Genomic DNA, 19,140 nt, shown 5'->3' with positions numbered 1-19,140 from the left:
TCTTCATCCATGAAAGGGGTTCTCATGAAGACCATACTCGTAACGGGCTGCTCATCCGGTTTCGGTCTCGACATCGCCAGATATTTTCTGGAACGCGGCTGGAAAGTCATCGCCACGATGCGCACCCCACGCCAGGATATCCTGCCGCCCACGGAAAATCTCCGCATCATCTCTCTCGATGTGACGGATGAAGACAGCATTCGCCGTGCCATCGAGGCTGCAGGCCCGATCGATGTCCTCGTCAACAATGCCGGAATCGGTTGGCTGAATGCACTGGAGGGAACGCCGATCGACGTCGCCCGCGACCTTTTCGAAACGAACACGTTGGGCACGATGCGGATGGTCCAGGCCGTCCTGCCTCAGTTTCGGGAAAGGAACGCGGGCACCATCGTCAATGTCACCTCCAGCGTGACCTTGAAATCGCTGCCGCTCCTTTCGGTCTATACGGCAAGCAAGGCGGCAGTAAATGCCTTCACGGAATCGCTCGCGCTTGAACTTGAGCCGTTCGGCATCAGCGTCAGGGTCGTGCTCCCGGGCGCTGCTCCAACGACCAGTTTCGGCAAGACGGCCATGGCGCGGATGCAGGGAAACGGCGGCTTCCATGAAGCCTATGCGGATTACGCAAGGAACATCCTTGGCGGCATGATGGGGCGGACCGAGGTCACCCATTCCAGCGATGTGGCCGAGGCCGTCTGGCGTGCCGCGACCGATCCGTCGGCCCCGATGCGTCTTCCCGCGGGCGCCGACGCGGTGGCGCTCGCCAGCTAAATATCCTGTAGCAAAATTGCCGGGCCGCCTATGGCCCGGCATGCGTTTTTTGCGGTGCACTACAGGCCTTAGCCCTTCTACCGTCCGGACCACGTCCAGCCGCTCACCTCCGGCATGTCCTCACCGTATTCGCGCACATAGTCGTGGTGCTGGTCGAGCTTGTCTTTCAGCATCTCCACCACCGCGGCCGCCTTGTCCTTCAGTTCCGGCACCCGCTCGATCACTTCCAGCGCCAGGTGGAAACGGTCGAGCTCGTTCAGCACCGTCATGTCGAAGGGCGTCGTCGTCGTGCCTTCCTCGATGAAGCCGCGGACATGGATGTTGCGGTGGTTGTTGCGCTTATAGGTCAGCCGGTGGATGAGATAGGGATAGCCGTGATAGGCAAAGATCACCGGCCGCTCGGTGGTGAAAAGCCTGTCGAAATCCTCGTCGGAAATCCCGTGCGGATGCTGGTCCTGCGACTGCAGCGTCATCAGGTCGACGACGTTGACGACGCGGATCCGAAGTTCCGGGATCGCTTCGCGCAGGATCGTCACCGCCGCCAGCGTCTCCATCGTCGGCACGTCACCGGCGCAGGCCATCACGACATCGGGCGACACCGTGTCATCCTCGTTGCCCGCCCAGTCCCAGATGCCGATGCCGGCCTCGCAATGTTTGGCGGCATCCTCGATGTTCAGCCATTGCGGTTCCGGCTGCTTGCCGGCGACGATCACGTTGATCCGGTCCCAGGTCTTCAGGCAATGGTCGCCGACCCACAGCAGCGTATTGGCATCCGGCGGCAGGTAGATGCGCACGATATCGGACTTCTTGTTGGCCACGAGATCGACGAAGCCGGGGTCCTGGTGGGAAAAGCCGTTATGGTCCTGCCGCCACACATGCGAGGTGAGCAGGTAGTTGAGCGAGCTTACCGGTTTGCGCCATTCGAGTTCCCGCGTCACCTTCAGCCACTTGGCATGCTGGTTGAACATCGAATCGATGATGTGGATGAAGGCCTCGTAGCAGGAAAACAGGCCGTGCCGCCCGGTCAGCAGATAGCCTTCAAGCCAGCCCTGGCACAGATGTTCCGACAGCACTTCCATCACCCGCCCGTCGGGCGAAAGATGCACGTCATAAGGCTCGATCTTTTCCATCCACACCCGGTCAGTCACCTCGAACACGGCGCCGAGCCGGTTCGATTCCGTCTCGTCCGGGCCGAAGATGCGAAAGTTCTTCTCCGTGTCGTTCAGCTTCATGACGTCGCGGAGATATTTGCCGAGCACTTCCGTCGTCTGCACGATCGCCTTGCCGGGCTCTTTCACATCGACTGCATAGTCGCGGATATCCGGGCAGATGAGTTCCTTGCGCAACAGCCCGCCATTGGCATGCGGGTTGGCGCCCATTCGCCTTTCTCCGGCGGGGGCAAGCGAGCGCAGTTCCGGCTTCAGCCGTCCGTCTGCGTCGAACAGGTCTTCCGGATCGTAAGAGCGCATCCAGTCTTCGAGAATCTTGCGGTGGTCGGCATTGTCCCGGCAGTTGGACACCGGCACCTGATGGGCGCGCCAGAAATCCTCCACCTTTTTGCCGTCCACTTCCTTCGGCCCCGTCCAGCCCTTGGGGCTGCGCAACACGATCATCGGCCAGCGCGGCAGTTCGGCGGGAGATTTGCCGCCACGCGCCTTGTCCTGTATCGCGCGGATCGCGTCCGTTGCCCTGTCCATCGCGCCGGCCATCAGCCGATGCATCGCCTCGGGCTCGTGGCCTTCGACGAAAAGCGGCTCGTAGCCATAGCCCTCGAACAGTTTTTTCAGGTCCTCGTCGCCGATGCGCGACAGAAGCGTCGGGTTGGCGATCTTGTAGCCGTTGAGATGAAGGATCGGCAGCACCGCACCGTCTCGGGCGGGATTGAGGAACTTGTTGGAATGCCAGCTGGCGGCAAGCGGCCCGGTCTCCGCCTCGCCGTCGCCCACCACACAGGCGACGATCAGGTCGGGGTTGTCGAAGGCCGCGCCATAGGCATGCACCAGCGCATAACCCAGTTCGCCACCTTCATGGATGGAGCCGGGGGTCTCCGGCGCCGCATGGCTCGGAATGCCGCCGGGAAACGAGAACTGGCGAAACAGCTTGCGCATCCCGTCCATCGTCTCGGCGATATCCGGATAGATTTCGCTATAGATGCCTTCCAGATAGGTATTGGCCACCATGCCCGGTCCGCCATGGCCCGGCCCGCAGATATAGATGACGTCGAGATCGCGGGCTTTGATCACCCGGTTCAGGTGGGCATAGATGAAGTTCAGCCCCGGCGTCGTGCCCCAGTGGCCGAGCAGCCGCGGCTTGATATGTTGTGGCTTGAGCGGCTCGCGTAAAAGCGGATTGTCGAGCAGATAGATCTGGCCGACCGAAAGATAATTGGCGGCCCGCCAGTAGCGATCCATCAGTCGAAGTTCGGCCTCGGGCAGGTCTGCTTCGGAAAATTCGGCGACGTTCTGGACAAGAGTATTCGCTTGCATCGATTGCTCCTTTGTCTGCTCGCATAGGTTTACCGCGCGGGACCGATGCCTTTCATGACATGGATCATGGTGCGGGCGATTGTTGCTTCGTCTCGAGGAGGGCAAGGCAATCCTCGGCGATCACCTGTTCCTCGTCGGTCGGGATGACATGCAGGCCGATCCGGCTTGCCGCGCTGCTGATCGTCAGCGCATTTTTCTCGTTTGACGTCTCGTCGATAGCCGCACCAAGCCATCGCAGGCGTTCAGCGATCATCGCCCGGATCTTCGGCTGGTGCTCGCCGACGCCTGCGGTGAAGACTAGCGCATCGAGCCCACCGAGCATCGAGACAATGCGTCCGATCTCGCCGGAGATCCTGAGCGTCAACAGGTCCAGCGCCTCGCGCGCGGCGGAGCTCTCGTCCTCCAGAAGGTCGCGGGTGTCGCCACTGATACCGGACACGCCGAGCAGGCCGGACTTGTGGTAGAGCATGTCCTCCACCTCGGTGATGCTTTTGCCGAGCGGGCCGATGAGATGCAGGATCACGCCGGGGTCGAGCCATCCGGGACGCGTCGACATCGGAATGCCGTCCAGCGTCGAAAAGCCCATGCTGCAGTCGCGGCTGCGGCCGCCCTCTATGCCGCACAGGCTTGCGCCGCTGCCGAGATGAGCGATCACCACCTTGCGTTCGGCAATCCCGGGAAGCTGCTTCTTCAACGCTCCAGCCACATAATTATAGGACAGCCCGTGAAACCCGTAGCGCTTCACGCCGCGGTCATGCAAATCGCGAGGGATCGCGAGCCGCCGCACCGTCTCGTCCTGGGTAAGATGAAATGTCGTATCGAAAGATGCGGTCTGAAAGAGTTTCGGCCGAAGCTGCCGCATCGCGCGGATCATCCTCAGCGCCTGCGGCTGATGCAGCGGTGCAAGCTCGGTCAGTGCGTCGATCTCGCTGATCGTCTCTTTCGTCAGCGCGGCGGCACCGTCGAACCGGTCGCCTCCATGAACGATCCGGTGGCCCGCCGCCGTCATCCGGTCGAGCGGGAAATGCTCCGTCAGGGCCGTCAGCACTTCGTCCATCAGCTCGGAGAGGTCATCGGCGCTCTTCGCCCTCAAGGGGATGTCGGTTTCCTGTGGCCCTTCCTTGATCTCGAGAGTCAGCGGATGCGCTGAGAAATCGACCACCGCCTTGCCGATCCGCTTCGGCTCGCCGTCCTCGACGCCGAATATGCCGATCTTCACGGTCGACGATCCGGCATTGAATGTGACGAGAAGGCTGTCGGTCATGCAGGTCTCCCTCATTGTCGGCCGCGGCCGCGCATTTCGGCCGGGCGCAAATTGGTGGAATGGCGGCAGGTCATCCTTGATCCACCGCAAATTTCCGAGACATGCTCATCTTGACGCGAAGACGGGGAGATATGCAACAGCCAGGGCAATCCGATCCGCATTCCATCAGGCGTGATGGGTCGGCTTCTTCTCTGCCATCCGCAGGGCCTGCTGAAAGATCTGGGTGAGCTGCGATCGCTCCTGCCCGAGCCGGTTCAGCGCCATGTCGAACCGGCGGATCTGCCCGGGCTCTGGCGTCCAGTGCCGGTCATTCTGGCTGTTTCCTGCGGTGACGGGCGTAACTGACATGCGCGCGCCGATACCGTCCTGGAACTGGGCAAGCGTCAAGCCGGCCTTGACCAGAAGGGCGCGGGCGCCTGGACGGCTTTCGGTTGCGATCACCACGCGAAAGGCGTTCACAAGCGCCTTTTTGGATGCCGGCAGTTCCTGAGTGTCGAGCAGGTCGCTGCCCATCTCGTGTTCCCGCAGAAATAGAAGGAAGACCTCGACCAGATTATGCGCTGCATGCAGCACCTGCGCATCCGTCTCGTGACGACCGCTCTCGTATCGGGCACCCGTGAAGGAGTTGGAATAGGGCATGTTCGCGTCCTCGTTTGCACCAAGAACGCGCGAATGTGGCATTTGGTTCTCCTGGCCTTGGAGAGGCCCAAAAAACGGGCTAAAAAGTGGAGGCGCCGCCGCTTTTTGCGGTTTGTTGTTGTGCGATGCAGCATTAGGCCTTGCACATGCAGATTATTGGCCTATCTTCGTGCCGCGACCGCATGTCGCAGTTTGGGTCATAGACCCCCTTCACCTGCCGCATTTGGCAGGTTCTTCGAGAAGGATGAAACCTTATGACAGTTTCAATCAGCAACATTAAGGCATCTGGAAATGGTGCAGATATTTCCGGTGAAGTAGCCAAGGCCGTTGCCGATGCCCGCCTCGCGGCCGGCTACAGCATCGACGATCTGGCTCTGACCACCGGCCTCGTCCACGACGAAATCGTCCGTGTCGAGGCAGGCTCCGATGCCGATCCGGCAAAGGTCAGGCGCATCGCCGCGGCGTTGAAGATTCCGCCGTCGACGCTTCTGCTCTCCTGATTGTCAGGTGCCTGATACGCAAAGCCCGGCTCGTCCGGGCTTTTCTTTTATGGTCCGACACCTTCAGCCGGAGACGAAGATGTGGCCTTCCTGCACGGTCAGTTCCCGGATGAAGTCGACCACCGTCCTCAGCCTCAGGAGATCGCGCGATGTCTCGTGATAGGTCGTCCAGTAGGATCGCCGGATGGTGAGATCCGGCAATATCCGCACGAGTTCCGGATATTGCCGCGCCACGTAGTCGTGCAGGATGCCGATGCCGGCACCGGCCCTGACGGCCTCCGTCTGTCCGATCGCGCTCGAAATCTCGAACCCCGCATCCCAGTCGCGCATTACCTCACCGGTAAAATTGAGAGACTGTGAAAAGATCAGGTCCTCCACATAACCGATCCGCGGGTGTCGCCTCAGGTCTTCGGCATTCTTCGGTTCCCCCTCGGTCTCCAGATAGGCCTTCGAGGCATAGAGACCGAGCGTGTAGTCGGTCAGCTTGGAGGATATCAGCCGCCCCTGTTCGGGCCGCTCTATGGTGATCGCGATATCGGCTTCGCGCTGGGACAGCGAGAAGGAGCGCGGAACCGGCACGAGCTGCACCTTGAGGTCCGGGTGGCGGCGGGTGAGGCGGCCCATGCGGGAGGCGAGAAACGAAACGCCGAACCCGTCGGGCGCCCCGATCCGCACCGTCCCGGATATCGCCGCGTCGTTGCGTCCGGTCCTTGCCTGAGCCGAGAGCATTTCGGTTTCCATCCGCTCGGCGGCGGCCAGCAGGACCTCGCCTTCCGCCGTCAGGCTGCAGCCATTGGTGCGGCGGATGAGAAGCCGGGTCTTCAAGCCGTCCTCCAGCGCCGTCATCCGCCGCCCGAGCGTTGCATGGTTGATGGCGAGCCGTTTGGAAGCGGCAAGGATCTGGCCGGAACGCGCCACCGCCAGGAACATGCGCACGTCATCCCAGTCCATGACCGCTCACTTTGTCCGCAGCATCACCGGATCGACGTCGATCAGCCTCAAGGCTTTCACCATGTCCGCGGTGGCGTGCTTGTATTTCAGGAAATGCGGCGTCGTCAGATGCGCCTCATAGGCCTCGCGGCTCGCATAAACCTCGAAGATGTGCAGCCGTTCGGGATGATCCCTTTCGGCGACGGCCTGCAGCTGGAGCACGCCCGGTTCCTTGTAGAGGGATGCTTCCATCTCCTCGCAGAGCAGGGCGCGATAGGCGTCTATCCGCGTGGGATCGATCTCCAACTCCGCAATCCTGACCAGCTTCTCTGCCATGATGGATCTCCGCTGACTTCAATTTCTGCACAACGGATGCGTATTTCATTTCGTTGCCTTGTGCAAATTGAAGTGTAAGCTTCTTGGCAGTCAAGAAAATGGAGGAACACCATGCAGGAAATCGGTCATTTCATCGGCGGCAAGCGCGTCGCGGGCACCAGCGGCCGTACAGCTGACGTCTTTAATCCGGCGACCGGCGAAGTGCAGGCCAAGGTCGCGCTTGCCAGCGTGTCGGAAATCCGCGCGGCGGTCGAGAACGCCAGGGAAGCGCAGCCCAAATGGGCGGCCACCAACCCGCAGCGCCGCGCCCGCGTGTTCATGAAATTCGTCGATCTCCTCAACCAGAACATGGATGAGCTCGCCGTCATGCTATCGAAGGAGCACGGCAAGACGGTGGAGGATTCCAAGGGCGACATCGTCCGCGGCCTTGAAGTCTGCGAATTCGTCATCGGCATTCCGCATCTCTCCAAGGGCGAGTTCACCGAAGGCGCCGGTCCGCAGATCGATATGTATTCGATCCGCCAGCCCGTCGGTATCGGCGCCGGCATCACCCCATTCAACTTCCCGGGCATGATCCCGATGTGGATGTTCGCGCCCGCCATCGCCTGCGGCAACGCCTTCATTCTCAAGCCCTCGGAGCGCGATCCGTCCCTGCCGATCCGCCTGGCCGAACTGATGATCGAGGCAGGCCTTCCGGCAGGCATCCTCAACGTCGTCAACGGCGACAAGGCGGCCGTCGATGCGATCCTGACGGATCCGGACATCGGCGCCGTCTCCTTCGTCGGCTCCACCCCGATCGCCCGTTACGTCTATGGAACGGCGGCCGCCAACGGCAAGCGCGCCCAGTGCTTCGGCGGCGCCAAGAACCACATGATCATCATGCCGGATGCCGACATGGATCAGGCCGTCAACGCGCTGATGGGCGCGGGCTACGGCTCGGCGGGCGAGCGCTGCATGGCCGTCTCGGTCGCCGTGCCGGTCGGGGAGGAGACCGCTAACCGCCTCGTCGAGAAGCTCATCCCCAAGATCGAGTCGCTGCGCATCGGCCCTTACACCGATGACAAGGCCGATATGGGCCCGGTCGTCACCAAGGAGGCCCATGCCCGTATCAACGGCCTGATCGACAAGGGCGTGGAAGAGGGCGCCGAACTCCTCGTCGACGGCCGCGGCTTCAAGCTGCAGGGTTACGAGAACGGCTATTTCGTCGGTGGTTCCCTGTTCGACAAGGTCACGCCCGACATGGAGATCTACAAGCAGGAGATCTTCGGCCCGGTTCTCTCCGTCGTGCGTGCCGCCAATTACGAGGATGCGCTCGAACTGCCGATGAAGCACGAATACGGTAACGGCGTCGCCATCTTCACCCGCGACGGCGATGCTGCCCGCGACTTCGCAAGCCGTATCAATATCGGCATGATCGGCATCAATGTGCCGATCCCGGTTCCGCTCGCCTACCACTCCTTCGGTGGCTGGAAGGCCTCGTCCTTCGGCGATCTCAACCAGCATGGCACGGATTCGATCAAGTTCTGGACCAAGACCAAGACGATCACCGCCCGCTGGCCGTCCGGCATCAAGGACGGTGCGGAATTTGTCATGCCGGTGATGAAATAGGTCCGGCGAGAAAGTCGCGGCTTTATAGTGGTGAAATATGAAAGGGGCTCCGGTTGGAGCCCCTTTTTCGCGCCGCCGGCCCCTCTTTTTCGTCCCGTCGCAATGGTCACCCTCTACCAATTGATGCGCGCGGCATGGCTCGCGCAAGCCTCGAATGTTCCACCCCCGGCGCTTGACGTCCCGCAAGGGGCGCCTAATTTAGTTGCAAGTAGGAGTGGGAGTTCATGGTATACGAGTGGGACGAAAAGCGGGCGCGGCGCGCTCGCATCGGCAGGCTGGGCGCGACCCTTCTGCTGGCCTTGGTTGTATCTGGCCTATTCACCGCCGGCTTTGCGTGGTGGGCCTGACATCGGCAGAAACGCCGGAAAACATCATATTCTTTTGATATCGGGGAGGGCTTTCCCGCCCCGGTATCCCCATAACATCGAAACCATGCTGCGCCTTGCCCTCGGCCAGGTTGGTCCTTGTGGTCGCAACCGGGGCTCCCCCTGGAACACGATCCTGGCCCGATATCGCTTCACCCGCGGACGAGGGAAACATCCGAAGTTGTGACTATTCCACTGAAAACGCGCACAACGGGTGGAAATCTTAAAAAGTTGAGTGACGCGGGCATATTTTAGCGATATCTAGACTGAAGGGAGATGCCGGCTCGACTGGAGGATCGGCAGGCTCAGATCTCTTGCCGCAAAATCTGATGATAATTCTCCAATTTGGAATTGTTCAAAACTAGCTTAGGCTATATATAGGTCGAAAGACCTCCGGAGAATACGATGCGTTTGACCAAGCAGACCAATTACGCCGTTCGCATGCTGATGTATTGTGCGGCCAATGAAGGCCATCTCAGCCGCATTCCCGAGATCGCCAGGGCCTATGGTGTCTCCGAGCTGTTTCTGTTCAAGATCCTGCAGCCGCTCAACAAGGCCGGCCTCGTCGAGACCGTTCGCGGCCGTAACGGCGGCGTAAAGCTCGGCCGCGCCGCGGACAAGATCACCTTGTTCGATGTCGTTCGCGTAACCGAAGACTCGTTCGCCATGGCTGAATGCTTCGAGGACGGCGCCGTCGAATGTCCGCTGGTCGACAGCTGTGGCCTGAACGCTGCGCTGCGCAAGGCGCTCAATGCCTTCTTCGACGTGCTGGCTGACTATACGATCGACGATCTGGTCAAGGCGCGTCCGCAGATCAACTTCCTGCTCGGCATTAACAATCTTTCCATGCCGAAGGTTGTGGCTCCTGCCGCCTGACCCGCAAGGATTTGTAGTTTCTGGAAAACGCCGGTTTCAGCCGGCGTTTTTTATTGCCTGCATGTCTGCTCCGGTTGACCTTCCTTCCCCGTTGGCTAGAACGGTTGTCACCTTGCCAGGCAGATAGTTGTTCCGCGCCGGGCAGGGTCTCAGGACCGGTTTTTATGAATTTTCCCGAATTACGTGAATTTGCTGTCACCGCTTTGATCGGAATTGCGGGCGCGGTCATTGCAAGCGCCCTTGGTCTTCCGGCTCCCTTCCTGATAGGCCCGGCGGTGGCCGTCACTGTCGGCAGTCTTGCCGGCCTTTCGCTGTCGGTGCCGCATGTAGTCCGCAACGTCTGCTTCGTCATCGTCGGCGTTTCCATGGGCTCCACGGTAACGCCCGAGATCTTCGTTGCGGCCCGCACCTGGCCGCTCAGCTTCGTCATGGTCTTTATTGCGATCGTCATCCTGCTCTTCGCCGCCGCGTGGGTTCTCCAGCGCGTCTTCAGCTATGACAGGACGACCGCCCTGCTGGCCGCGTCCCCCGGGCATCTGAGCTACGTGCTCAGCCTCGCTGCGGAAATGCGCTGCGATCTGAGGGCCGTCAGCATTTCCCAGAGCGTTCGCGTGCTGGCGCTCACGATCAGCGTGCCGCTGATCGTTGAAGTCTTCGATCTCGCCGGAGACGATGTGATCGTACTTCCGCAGACGATGGACCTGCCCATTCTGGTCGCCATCCTTGTCGCGTCCGCCCTGTTCGGCCTTATGTTCAAGCGCTGGAGGTTTCCCGCGGCAATGCTGCTCGGAGGCGTCTTCGTTTCCATCGCCACCCATATTACCGGCACGGTGCACGGCAGCGTCCCCAACTGGGTCCTGACGCCGACCTATATCCTGCTCGGCTCGCTGATCGGCACCCGCTTTTCCGGCGTTGCCCTGGCGGATCTGCGCATCGCCTTCGTTTCTGGCCTTGTCGTAACCTTTGTTGTCATGGTGCTTGCCGCTGGCATCGCCGTCTTCGTGTCCTATTTTGCAAATGTGCCGCTTGATGCCGCGCTCATCGCCTTTTCGCCCGGTGGGCTGGAAACGATGGCGGCCATGGCCGTCATGCTGCATGCCGATCCCACCTATGTCGGCGCGCACCATGTATTGAGATTGATGTTTCTGTCCGTGCTGATGCCCGTCGTCATCGGCAAGGATGCAAGATTGCGATAGTCCGGCATGGCCAGGGCCGCATCGAGAGGGAGGATGGAATGAACGAAACGAAGTCTAAGGCGATCATCGTCATGGGCGTGAGCGGCGCGGGCAAGACCTCGATTGCCGAACTCCTCGCCAGTCGCCTTCACTGCACTTTCGTCGAGGGGGACAGGCTTCATCCCGAAGCCAACGTCAAGAAGATGGCGGAAGGCATTCCGCTGACCGACGAAGACCGCTGGCCGTGGCTTGAGGTGATCGGCGAGAACCTGCACGCGGCACGCGACCGCAACGAGGATATTGTCGCAACCTGCTCCTCGCTGAAGAAGATCTATCGCGAAAAGCTTCGCAGCGCCGGTGGCGAGCCGCTTTACTTCGTCTTCCTGAAAGGTTCGCCGGAACTGCTTGCCGATCGCATGGGCCACCGGCAGGGCCATTTCATGCCGTCCTCGCTTCTGCAGAGCCAGTTGGCGACGCTGGAGAGCCCGGAGGGCGAATCGGGTGTCGTCACCGTGGATATAGATGCGACCGTTCCACAAATTGTAGATGCAGCAATTGCCAAGCTTCGGCAACTATGGCAAGAAAAAACGTGATTAATATTCAGTTAATTCTTTATATCCAAGGAAATTAGAACCTTCTTTCATTATTTTCGCCCTGCAAGTGATCCGAACACAACCTTTTTACGTATAACGCCCAATTAGCGTTGCTGGCTGGGCTGGCGACGCATGTCTTTAACAGGCGTTGGTCAGAAAAGGTTTCGCATGCAGGAGTCGAGCCAGGTTGCCGGACGTGCTTCGCTTCGTCGGGTGCCAAAGCAGGAAAGAAGTCGGGAACGTATCGGCGAAATCCTGAAAGTTGCGAAGGAACTGATCGGCAAAAAGGGCATCGATGCCGTAACGATGAAAGAGATCGCGGCTTTGTCCGGCGGTCCCATCGCTTCCGTCTACCAGTATTTCCCCAACAAGTCCGCGATCATCGCGATGCTTTACGAACTCTATGTCGAAGATGTGCGTGAGCTTATCGCGGGCCATGTATCCCGTATCGAGACCGCCGAAGACGCTTTGCGCGCCACCGACGATCTTTTCGACATGTATTACCAGCGCATGCGCGAGGAGCCCTCGACCCAGGATCTGCTGAACGCGATCCAGGCCGACAAGGCACTGGCTGATCTGGATATCGCCGAGACCAGGGCTCAGGCCGAAGGTTTCTTTCAGGTGACGCAGCATTTCGTCGCCGAAGCCCTGCGGGAAAGCTATGCTCAGACGCTTTTCGTGATGTTCCACATGGCCGGCGCGACCCTGCGCCTCGCCCTGATGGTTCCGGAAGAGGCGGCGCAGATCTCCGCCCAGTTCAAGTCGATCGTGCGCACCCACGCGACCTATTTCCTCAAGGGCCACTTTCCTGAAATGGCCACGTGACATGCAGCGGTCCGTTCGCGGACCGCTTTGAGTGCACCTAAAGCCCCAGCTTGTCCCTCAGCCCGTACCACCATGCGCCAAGCATGGTGAGCGGCACCCGGAAGGTGCTGCCGCCGGGGAAGGGCAGGTTGGGCAGCGACGCCCACACATCGAACCGCTCAGCATGGCCGGCAACGGCCTCTCCGAGGATCTTGCCCAGGAGATGCGTCGTCGTCACCCCATGGCCGCTGTCGCCGTGGGAGAAGTAGATCGTGTCCGACAGCCTGCCCATATGAGGAATGCGCGTCAGCGTCAGGGCGAAGTTGCCGCTCCAGGCATAATCGATCCTGGCGTTCTGTAGCTGCGGAAACGTCTTCAGCATATTCGGACGGATGACTCCCGTCAGATCCTTCGGATCATTGCCGCCATAACCGATCCCGCCGCCATAGAGCAGCCGGTTGTCTGCCGTGCGGCGATAGTAGTCGAGAATGTAATTGGCATCCTCGACGCAGTAGTTCGCCGGCAGCAGGCTTTCGATCAGCGCGCCATCCAGCGGTTCGGTCACCATCACCTGGCTCGACACCGGCATCATGCGTCCATGGATCTCCGGCATCAGCGGCGCGAGATAGGCATTGCCGCAGATCAGAACATAGGAGGCCTTCACCGCGCCATTTGCCGTCCGCACCACCGGCTGAGTGCCCGGCTCGACGGCGATTGCCCGTGACCCTTCGAATATCCTCCCACCCAGGCTTTCCACCGCGGCAGCCTCGCCAAGCACCAGGTTGAGCGGATGGATGTGGCCGCCCAGCGTGTCGATCATTCCGCCGGCATAACGGTCGGTCTTCACATATTTCGCCACCTCGGCCTTCGACACCATTTCCAGGCCCGGGTGGCCATGCTTCTCCCACTCGGCCTTGTCCTCTTCCATTTGACGGATCTGCTTGTCGGTGAAGGCGGCGAAGAAGCCACCGGGCACGAGGTCGCAGTCGATCGCGTATTTGGCGACGCGATCGCGGATGATGTTGCCGCCTTCGAGCGACATCCTGCCGAGTTCGATCGCCTTGTCGCGGCCGTAGCGGCCGGCAATGGTCTCGAGATCGCGGCTGTAGCCGTTGACGATCTGACCGCCATTGCGCCCCGAAGCACCGAAACCGATCCGTTCGGCCTCCAGCACGATGACGGAATAGCTCCGTTCCGAAAGTTCCAGCGCCGCCGAGATGCCGCTGAAGCCCGCGCCGATGATGCAGACGTCGGCCGTCAGTTCGCCTTCAAGCGCCGGTCGCACGCGCTTGTCGTTTGCGCTTGCAGCATACCACGAGCCGGTGTGGCCCGGATTGTCACTGGTCCTGAAGGCCATCTCACACCGTCCTTATGTAGGCATCGTATTCAACGTCCGTGACGCGAACCGCAAATTCCGCCAGTTCCTGCGCCTTGCAGGCCGAAAACAGCGCGCGGTATTTCGGTCCGAGCGTCGCATAGGCGAAGGTCGAGCGGGAAAACTGCGCCAGGGCGTAGTCCCAGTTGACCGGCAGCGGTTCGTGGCTGATCGCGTGGTCGTCGCCGGTGATGGCGCCGCCCGGATTGCGCTTCTCTTTAATGCCCGAAAGTGCCGCGTTGAGGATCATCGCCAGCGCCAGATAGGGGTTCACATCGGCGCCTGCGACACGATGCTCGATCCGTGTCGCGGGCTTCGAGGCGGTGATCACACGCACGGCCGCCGATCGGTTGTCGAACCCCCAGGAGGCATAGGTCGGTGCATGTTCGGAAGGCCTCAGCCGCCGGTAGGAATTGGCATGCGGCGCAAACACCGCCATGCTCTCCCCCATGTTTTCCAGAAGCCCGCCGACCGAATGGAACAGCGCCTCGGAAGGCCCGTCCTCGCCGGCATAGACATTGCGCCCTGCATCGTCGATCAGCGAGAAATGCACATGCATGCCGCTGCCGGCCTGGCTGCCATAGGGCTTTGCCATGAAGGTCGCGTCGAGATCGTTGGCGCGCGCCACGCCCTTGACGATCCGCTTCAGGAGAACCGCATAGTCGGCTGCCTTAAGCGCATCGGCCACATGGTTGAGGTTGATCTCGTATTGTCCGGGCCCGTTCTCGCGCACCGTCGTGTCGGCGGGAATGCCCTGCGCCCGGGCGGCGCTGGCAATGCCATGGAACACGTCCTCGAAATCCTGCAGCTCGGAGATCGACAGGACCTGCGTCTGCCCGGTGTGCCAGCGCCCCTCGCGCGAATTCGGCGGCCGCACGGGATCGAGCGCCGAACGCAGCGGGTCGATCAGGTAGAATTCCAGCTCCGTCGCCACGACCGGCGTCAGCCCGATCTTCTGGAAGCCGCGCAGCACGTTGGCGAGCACCTGGCGCGGATCGCCGTAGAAGCCCTGGCCGTCGGGGTCCTGCATGCCGAGCATGACCTGCGCCGTCGGCCGCTTCAGCCACGGCACCCGCGAGAGCGTGCCGAGGATAGGGAAACAAAGCCCGTCGGGATCGCCGGTCCCTTGAGCCAGCCCGGCTGCGTTGACGTCGCGGCCCCAGACGTCGAGCGCATAAACCGAGCGCGGCATCGCCATGCCCTTGGCCAGCACGTCGAGCGCCCGTTCACGCGGGATCCACTTGCCGCGCGGCACCCCGTTGGCGTCGATCACGAAGGCCTCGAGGACCTCGATATCCGGATTGTTGTCGAAGAAGATCTGGGCGGTGCTGATATCATCCATGCACAAGACCTAGCCGAGAACCGGGCGTCGGGCTAGGCATTGAACCGCTCCGGCCTGTAGGCGGAAATGTCGATCAGCGTCTTCTCGCCCATGATCGCCTCGGCGATCACCTGGCCGGTTACCGGCCCGAGCGTCAGCCCGTGATGGGCATGGCCGAAGGCGAACCACAGGCCCTCGTGGCGCGGTGCCTTGCCGATCACCGGCATCATGTCCGGCGTGCAGGGACGCGCGCCCATCCAGGGCTCCTTGTCCAGCCTTTCGCCCAGGGGAAAGATCGTCTTTGCCACCGCCTCGGCGCGCTCGAGCTGGATCGGCGTCTTCGGCGCGTCGCGGCGGGCGAACTCGGCGCCTGTCGTCAGCCTGATCCCTTGGGCCATCGGCGCGAGGAAATAGCCGCGCTCCGCATCCATGGTCCAGCCGTTCAGCGTCGCGTTGCCCTTTGCCCCGTAATGCATGTGATAGCCGCGCTTGACGCCGACGAGAAAGCTGTAGCCGAGCGGCTTCGTCACAGTGTCCGACCACGGCCCGAGCGCCACGACCACATCCTTGGCTTCGACCGTGCCGTCGCCGGCGACGACCCGCCATCCCGTCGTCGTCTTCGACAGGCTGCGGGCATCGCCCTTCAGCACTCGGCCACCGAGCTTTTCGAACAGCCGCACATAGGCCTGCGTCAAAGCCAGCGGGCTCTTCACCGACCACGGGTCTTCCCATTTCAGCCCGCCGACGAAATCGCGCGAAAGATGCGGTTCCTGGGCTGCGAGCTCGTTCGCCGAAAGCCGCTTGAAGGCGACGCCATATTCCCGGCTCAGCCGCTCCGCCTCGCGAAACTCGCCATCCCGCTTTGACGGCGTGCGGAACGCTTCCGTCCAGCCGTTCTTGACGATCAGGTCCTGCGCTCCGGCTTCCTCGATCAGCTCGTTATGGGTGGCGATCGAATGCTCGATCAGCGGCGCATAGGCGCGTGCGATGAGCTGGTGCCGGGACAGGTTGGAATGCCACCAGTATTTCGCCAGAAAGGACGACACCGAGGGAATGGCTCGCCAGTGGAAATGGGCGTCGATCCGGTTGTTCAGCGCGTAGCGCAGGATGGTGCCGAACTGCTGCGGAAAGCCGTAGGGCACGACGCCTTCGCGCTGGATCAGCCCGGCGTTGCCGTAGGATGTTTCCCGCCCCGGCTCGCCGCGATCGACCAGCACCACCGACTTACCGCGACGGGCCAGTTGAACGGCCGTCGAAACCCCGACAATACCTGCCCCTAGAACGATTGCATCCGCTGCCATGACCGATATCCGCTTTCCGCATGTATCCGATCCGGGCAACATGCCGTTGCGGATGCTGCGGCGCAAATGAAAAATATCAGTCGCTTAGGGTCGTTCGGGACCTAGACGGAGCGCGTCAGGCCACCGTCGACCTTCAGGTTCTGGCCGGTGATGTAGCCTGCGCCGTCGGAGGCGAGGAACGCAACCGTTGCAGCAATCTCGGCGCTCGTGCCGTAGCGCTTCATCGGCACGGCGTCGCGGCGTTCCTCTGTCGCCGGCAGGCTGTCGATCCAGCCGGGCAACACGTTGTTCATGCGGATATTGTCGGCCGCGTAAGTGTCGGCATAGATCTTGGTATAGGAGGCAAGTCCTGCGCGGAATACCGCCGATGTCGGAAACATCGCGGCCGGCTCGAAGGCCCAGGCCGTCGAGATGTTGATGACCGCGCCGGACTTCTGCGCCTGCATGATCGGCGTCACCAACCGCACGGGACGGATCACGTTCATCAGATAGACGTCGAGGCCTGTATGCCATTGCTCGTCGGTGATATCGATGATCGGCGCGCGGGGACCATGGCCGGCACTGTTGACCAGTACGTCGACACGCCCCCAGGCATCCATCACGGTGTTGACGAGACGCGTCAGGTCGTCGTTCGACTGGTTCGATCCGGTGACGCCGAGACCGCCGAGTTCCGCGGCCAGCGTCTCGCCCTTGCCGGAGGATGACAGGATCGCGACTTTGAAGCCGTCTGCGGCGAGCCGTCTGGCGGCCTCGGCGCCCATTCCGCTGCCACCTGCCGTGACGATCGCTACCTTCTCTGCCGACATCGGATGCTCCCTCTCATGCTTTCGTTCGTTGGTTCGAACTTGGCGCGATCGCCGCAGCATTGCAAGCCGGCTTGAGGGGACCGATCAGAAGCTGGTCAGCCAGCCGGAGACCTGTTCCAGGGTGCGCCTTTCCTGATCGGCCTCCATCGAGAAGGCCGGCCGCAGATCGCTTCCCTGCATGTGGGTACGCAGCACGTCCATGCTGTTGCCGAGCCCATAACCCCCATGGGTGATGAAGGGCACGACGGTCTTGCCGGAAAGGTCATGGGCCATGAGGAACGAGCGGATCACCGGTGGTGCCGTCATCCCCCAGATCGGCAGGCCGAGATAGATCGTGTCATACTGGCTTATGTCGGCGACGACATGCGCGAGCGGCGGCAGATAGTCCGATCGCGTTTCCCGCCGCGCCTGTTCGACCGTCTCTTCGTAATCTTCCGGGTAGGGTACGGCGGTCTTGATCTGAAACAGCGCCGCATCCCGCGCCCGCCTGATCTGGCGGGCGATGACGGCGGTGTTACCGGTTCGCGAATAATAGGCCACCAGCGTCCTGCCAGAGCCGGTAGCCTGTTCCTGGGCGGATGCTCTGGTTGCTGCCAGCGCAAGGCCGGCGGCTGTCAGGGGCAGGGCCTTCAGAAGGTCTCTTCTTGCAAATCCGTTTCGCATCCTTCCCTCCTGTCGGTCTGCCTTTTGGGGTTCCGCAGTCCGGCAGGCTCGCCTGGATGCCTGCCGGGATTGCACTGGATCAGTCGATCGCACGGCCCTTGCCGTAATCCTCGTCGGACACCTTCTCCATCCAGGTGACGACGCTGCCGTCCTGGGCTTCGGCGATGGCGAAATGGCTCATCGCCTCGTCAGCGGAAGCGCCATGCCAGTGCTTCACATGCGGAGGGATCCAGACGACGTCACCGGGTCCGACGGTCTCGACCGGGCCGCCTTCCTTTTGCACCCAGCCCTTGCCGGAGACGATGAACAGCGTCTGGCCGAGCGGATGCGTGTGCCAGGCGGTGCGGGCACCGGCGTTGAAGGCAACGGTCGCGCCGCCGACCCGGGCGGGCTCGGTGCTCTTGTAGTTTGCCGACACCCGGACTTCGCCGGTGAAATAATCGGCCGGGCCGGGGACCGGATTGGTGTTGGCGCGGGTGACCTGGAGGTCCATGGATGCTCCTTGCGATGCTGTTTGGGCAGAGGCCGTCTGCGTTGCGGTGCCGCGCTTTTCGAAGACGCCCTTCAGGACGGGCACTGCCGACATGGCGCGTGGCCATCCGGCATAGAAGGCGACATGCGTGATAGCTTCGGAAGCCTCGGCAGCGGTCAGCCCGTTGTCCATCGCGCGGTTGGCGTGGAAGGGCAGCTGCTCCGGCTGGCCGATTGCCACCAGCGCCGTCATCGTCACGAGGCTGCGATCGCGGGCGGAAAGATCCGGCCGTTGCCACAGATCGCCGAACAATACGCGGTTGGTGAGATCCGCCAGTGCTTCCGCCGTCGGCGCCACAGAGGCATTGACCGTTGCCGTGCGCACGGCTTCGGCAGCCGCTTCGAGCTCGATCCGGGCAGCCTCGCTATTGGCCACCGGGGCAACATTGCGCTCGTCGAAGACCTTCTTGGTTTCCATCACGGCCGAGATGGCATTCGGCCAGCCCGAATAAAAGGCGAGCTGGGTGATCAGTTCGCCGATTTCGGCCGGAGTGACGCCATTGTCCAGCGCCCGGCGCACATGGCCGCCGATCTGCGCCGTTTTCCCAGTCGAGACGATCGCCGAGACCGTGACGAGGCTGCGGTCGCGCGGCTTGAGTTCGGTGCGTTCCCAGACCTCGCCGAACAGCACGCCGTCTGTAAAATGACCGAGCCCGGGTGCCACGTCATAGACGGCGGGCGGAGCTACGCGGCGCCGCTCGTCCTGCGCTTCGACGCCGGTCGCGGCGAGGGTGGAGATGGCAATGGTGGCGGCGATATTCTTCATCCGGTGTTCCTCTTGGTGATCGGGCGCGGGCAA

At 61.8% G+C, this 19,140-nt stretch carries 18 protein-coding genes; 7 read left to right on the top strand and 11 right to left on the bottom strand.

All coding sequences use genetic code 11. The annotated features are described in order from the left end of the window. Positions 1 to 24: 24 nt before the first annotated feature. A complete protein-coding gene (locus BM216_RS09050; protein WP_092998171.1) occupies positions 25 to 768 on the top strand; it encodes an SDR family oxidoreductase in 744 nt (247 codons plus the stop codon). Between the two features lie 77 nt (positions 769 to 845). On the opposite strand, the gene BM216_RS09045 is transcribed toward BM216_RS09050, so the two are convergent. From BM216_RS09045 to BM216_RS09035, 3 genes are all read right to left on the bottom strand, one after another. Continuing rightward, positions 846 to 3,254 carry a phosphoketolase family protein gene (locus BM216_RS09045; protein ID WP_092998168.1) on the bottom strand — a complete coding sequence of 803 codons (2,409 nt, stop codon included), beginning with the start codon at positions 3,252 to 3,254 and terminating at the stop codon, positions 846 to 848. 64 nt (positions 3,255 to 3,318) lie between these two features. Continuing rightward, positions 3,319 to 4,518 (bottom strand): acetate/propionate family kinase, encoded by a 1,200-nt coding sequence (locus BM216_RS09040; RefSeq protein WP_092998164.1) that lies wholly within the window; start codon positions 4,516 to 4,518, stop codon positions 3,319 to 3,321. A 165-nt stretch (positions 4,519 to 4,683) separates the two neighbouring features. Continuing rightward, positions 4,684 to 5,199 carry a hypothetical protein gene (locus BM216_RS09035; RefSeq protein ID WP_092998161.1) on the bottom strand — a complete coding sequence of 172 codons (516 nt, stop codon included), beginning with the start codon at positions 5,197 to 5,199 and terminating at the stop codon, positions 4,684 to 4,686. A gap of 212 nt (positions 5,200 to 5,411) precedes the next feature. On the opposite strand from BM216_RS09035, the gene BM216_RS09030 reads away from it, so the two are divergent. Next, positions 5,412 to 5,657 (top strand): helix-turn-helix domain-containing protein, encoded by a 246-nt coding sequence (locus BM216_RS09030; RefSeq protein ID WP_092998159.1) that lies wholly within the window; start codon positions 5,412 to 5,414, stop codon positions 5,655 to 5,657. A gap of 63 nt (positions 5,658 to 5,720) precedes the next feature. Here the strand turns inward: BM216_RS09030 and BM216_RS09025 are convergent, their stop codons facing one another. Next, entirely contained in the window at positions 5,721 to 6,608 is an 888-nt protein-coding gene (locus tag BM216_RS09025) for a LysR family transcriptional regulator (RefSeq protein WP_092998156.1), read from the bottom strand. A 6-nt stretch (positions 6,609 to 6,614) separates the two neighbouring features. Next, the gene (locus tag BM216_RS09020; protein ID WP_092998153.1) at positions 6,615 to 6,923 is read right to left on the bottom strand and encodes a putative quinol monooxygenase; all 309 of its coding nucleotides are present in this window, start codon (positions 6,921 to 6,923) and stop codon (positions 6,615 to 6,617) included. 111 nt (positions 6,924 to 7,034) lie between these two features. Here BM216_RS09020 and BM216_RS09015 point away from each other — a divergent pair, with 111 nt between their 5' ends. The 5 genes from BM216_RS09015 to BM216_RS08995 all read left to right on the top strand — a co-directional run bounded on the left by BM216_RS09015 (position 7,035) and on the right by BM216_RS08995 (position 12,365). Then, positions 7,035 to 8,531, top strand: coding sequence for a CoA-acylating methylmalonate-semialdehyde dehydrogenase (locus tag BM216_RS09015; RefSeq protein ID WP_092998150.1), 1,497 nt, complete (start codon positions 7,035 to 7,037; stop codon positions 8,529 to 8,531). Positions 8,532 to 9,301: 770 nt separating this feature from the next. Continuing rightward, on the top strand, positions 9,302 to 9,772 hold the full coding sequence (gene rirA, locus BM216_RS09010) for an iron-responsive transcriptional regulator RirA (protein WP_092998147.1): 471 nt from the start codon (positions 9,302 to 9,304) through the stop codon (positions 9,770 to 9,772). Between the two features lie 164 nt (positions 9,773 to 9,936). After that, entirely contained in the window at positions 9,937 to 10,968 is a 1,032-nt protein-coding gene (locus BM216_RS09005; RefSeq protein WP_092998144.1) for an AbrB family transcriptional regulator, read from the top strand. Positions 10,969 to 11,006: 38 nt separating this feature from the next. After that, positions 11,007 to 11,540, top strand: a complete 534-nt coding sequence (locus BM216_RS09000; protein WP_092998141.1) for a gluconokinase — start codon at positions 11,007 to 11,009, stop codon at positions 11,538 to 11,540. A 168-nt stretch (positions 11,541 to 11,708) separates the two neighbouring features. Then, on the top strand, positions 11,709 to 12,365 hold the full coding sequence (locus BM216_RS08995; RefSeq protein ID WP_092998138.1) for a TetR/AcrR family transcriptional regulator: 657 nt from the start codon (positions 11,709 to 11,711) through the stop codon (positions 12,363 to 12,365). A 37-nt stretch (positions 12,366 to 12,402) separates the two neighbouring features. Here BM216_RS08995 and BM216_RS08990 read toward each other — a convergent pair whose 3' ends face one another. From BM216_RS08990 to BM216_RS08965, 6 genes are all read right to left on the bottom strand, one after another. After that, on the bottom strand, positions 12,403 to 13,701 hold the full coding sequence (locus BM216_RS08990) for an NAD(P)/FAD-dependent oxidoreductase (protein WP_092998135.1): 1,299 nt from the start codon (positions 13,699 to 13,701) through the stop codon (positions 12,403 to 12,405). 1 nt (position 13,702) lies between these two features. Further along, entirely contained in the window at positions 13,703 to 15,061 is a 1,359-nt protein-coding gene (locus BM216_RS08985) for a glutamine synthetase family protein (protein WP_092998132.1), read from the bottom strand. A 32-nt stretch (positions 15,062 to 15,093) separates the two neighbouring features. Then, positions 15,094 to 16,341, bottom strand: a complete 1,248-nt coding sequence (locus BM216_RS08980) for an NAD(P)/FAD-dependent oxidoreductase (RefSeq protein ID WP_092998129.1) — start codon at positions 16,339 to 16,341, stop codon at positions 15,094 to 15,096. A gap of 101 nt (positions 16,342 to 16,442) precedes the next feature. Next, on the bottom strand, positions 16,443 to 17,147 hold the full coding sequence (locus tag BM216_RS08975; RefSeq protein ID WP_092998126.1) for an SDR family oxidoreductase: 705 nt from the start codon (positions 17,145 to 17,147) through the stop codon (positions 16,443 to 16,445). Positions 17,148 to 17,231: 84 nt separating this feature from the next. Next, positions 17,232 to 17,810 (bottom strand): flavodoxin, encoded by a 579-nt coding sequence (locus tag BM216_RS08970; RefSeq protein ID WP_092998123.1) that lies wholly within the window; start codon positions 17,808 to 17,810, stop codon positions 17,232 to 17,234. A 79-nt stretch (positions 17,811 to 17,889) separates the two neighbouring features. Beyond that, complete coding sequence (locus BM216_RS08965; protein ID WP_092998121.1) at positions 17,890 to 19,107, bottom strand: (R)-mandelonitrile lyase; 1,218 nt, start codon at positions 19,105 to 19,107, stop codon at positions 17,890 to 17,892. Between the last annotated feature and the right edge of the window lie 33 nt (positions 19,108 to 19,140).

Source organism: Rhizobium sp. NFR07, assembly GCF_900111905.1.
Lineage (GTDB): Bacteria > Pseudomonadota > Alphaproteobacteria > Rhizobiales > Rhizobiaceae > Neorhizobium.
The sequence above is the reverse complement of the archived record's forward strand: the minus strand, read 5'-3'. Positions and strand labels throughout refer to the sequence as shown.

Bases quoted from the DNA above. Each gene is read 5' to 3' on its own strand.
- rirA (WP_092998147.1), top strand. From the start codon at position 9,302: ATGCGTTTGACCAAGCAGACCAATTACGCCGTTCGCATGCTGATGTAT.
- BM216_RS09050 (WP_092998171.1), top strand. From the start codon at position 25: ATGAAGACCATACTCGTAACGGGCTGCTCATCCGGTTTCGGTCTCGAC.
- BM216_RS09000 (WP_092998141.1), top strand. From the start codon at position 11,007: ATGAACGAAACGAAGTCTAAGGCGATCATCGTCATGGGCGTGAGCGGC.
- BM216_RS09035 (WP_092998161.1), bottom strand. From the start codon at position 5,199: ATGCCACATTCGCGCGTTCTTGGTGCAAACGAGGACGCGAACATGCCC.
- BM216_RS09030 (WP_092998159.1), top strand. From the start codon at position 5,412: ATGACAGTTTCAATCAGCAACATTAAGGCATCTGGAAATGGTGCAGAT.
- BM216_RS09015 (WP_092998150.1), top strand. From the start codon at position 7,035: ATGCAGGAAATCGGTCATTTCATCGGCGGCAAGCGCGTCGCGGGCACC.
- BM216_RS09005 (WP_092998144.1), top strand. From the start codon at position 9,937: ATGAATTTTCCCGAATTACGTGAATTTGCTGTCACCGCTTTGATCGGA.
- BM216_RS08975 (WP_092998126.1), bottom strand. From the start codon at position 17,147: ATGTCGGCAGAGAAGGTAGCGATCGTCACGGCAGGTGGCAGCGGAATG.
- BM216_RS08980 (WP_092998129.1), bottom strand. From the start codon at position 16,341: ATGGCAGCGGATGCAATCGTTCTAGGGGCAGGTATTGTCGGGGTTTCG.
- BM216_RS08990 (WP_092998135.1), bottom strand. From the start codon at position 13,701: ATGGCCTTCAGGACCAGTGACAATCCGGGCCACACCGGCTCGTGGTAT.
- BM216_RS08970 (WP_092998123.1), bottom strand. From the start codon at position 17,810: ATGCGAAACGGATTTGCAAGAAGAGACCTTCTGAAGGCCCTGCCCCTG.
- BM216_RS08995 (WP_092998138.1), top strand. From the start codon at position 11,709: ATGCAGGAGTCGAGCCAGGTTGCCGGACGTGCTTCGCTTCGTCGGGTG.
- BM216_RS08985 (WP_092998132.1), bottom strand. From the start codon at position 15,061: ATGGATGATATCAGCACCGCCCAGATCTTCTTCGACAACAATCCGGAT.
- BM216_RS09020 (WP_092998153.1), bottom strand. From the start codon at position 6,923: ATGGCAGAGAAGCTGGTCAGGATTGCGGAGTTGGAGATCGATCCCACG.
- BM216_RS09045 (WP_092998168.1), bottom strand. From the start codon at position 3,254: ATGCAAGCGAATACTCTTGTCCAGAACGTCGCCGAATTTTCCGAAGCA.
- BM216_RS09040 (WP_092998164.1), bottom strand. From the start codon at position 4,518: ATGACCGACAGCCTTCTCGTCACATTCAATGCCGGATCGTCGACCGTG.
- BM216_RS09025 (WP_092998156.1), bottom strand. From the start codon at position 6,608: ATGGACTGGGATGACGTGCGCATGTTCCTGGCGGTGGCGCGTTCCGGC.
- BM216_RS08965 (WP_092998121.1), bottom strand. From the start codon at position 19,107: ATGAAGAATATCGCCGCCACCATTGCCATCTCCACCCTCGCCGCGACC.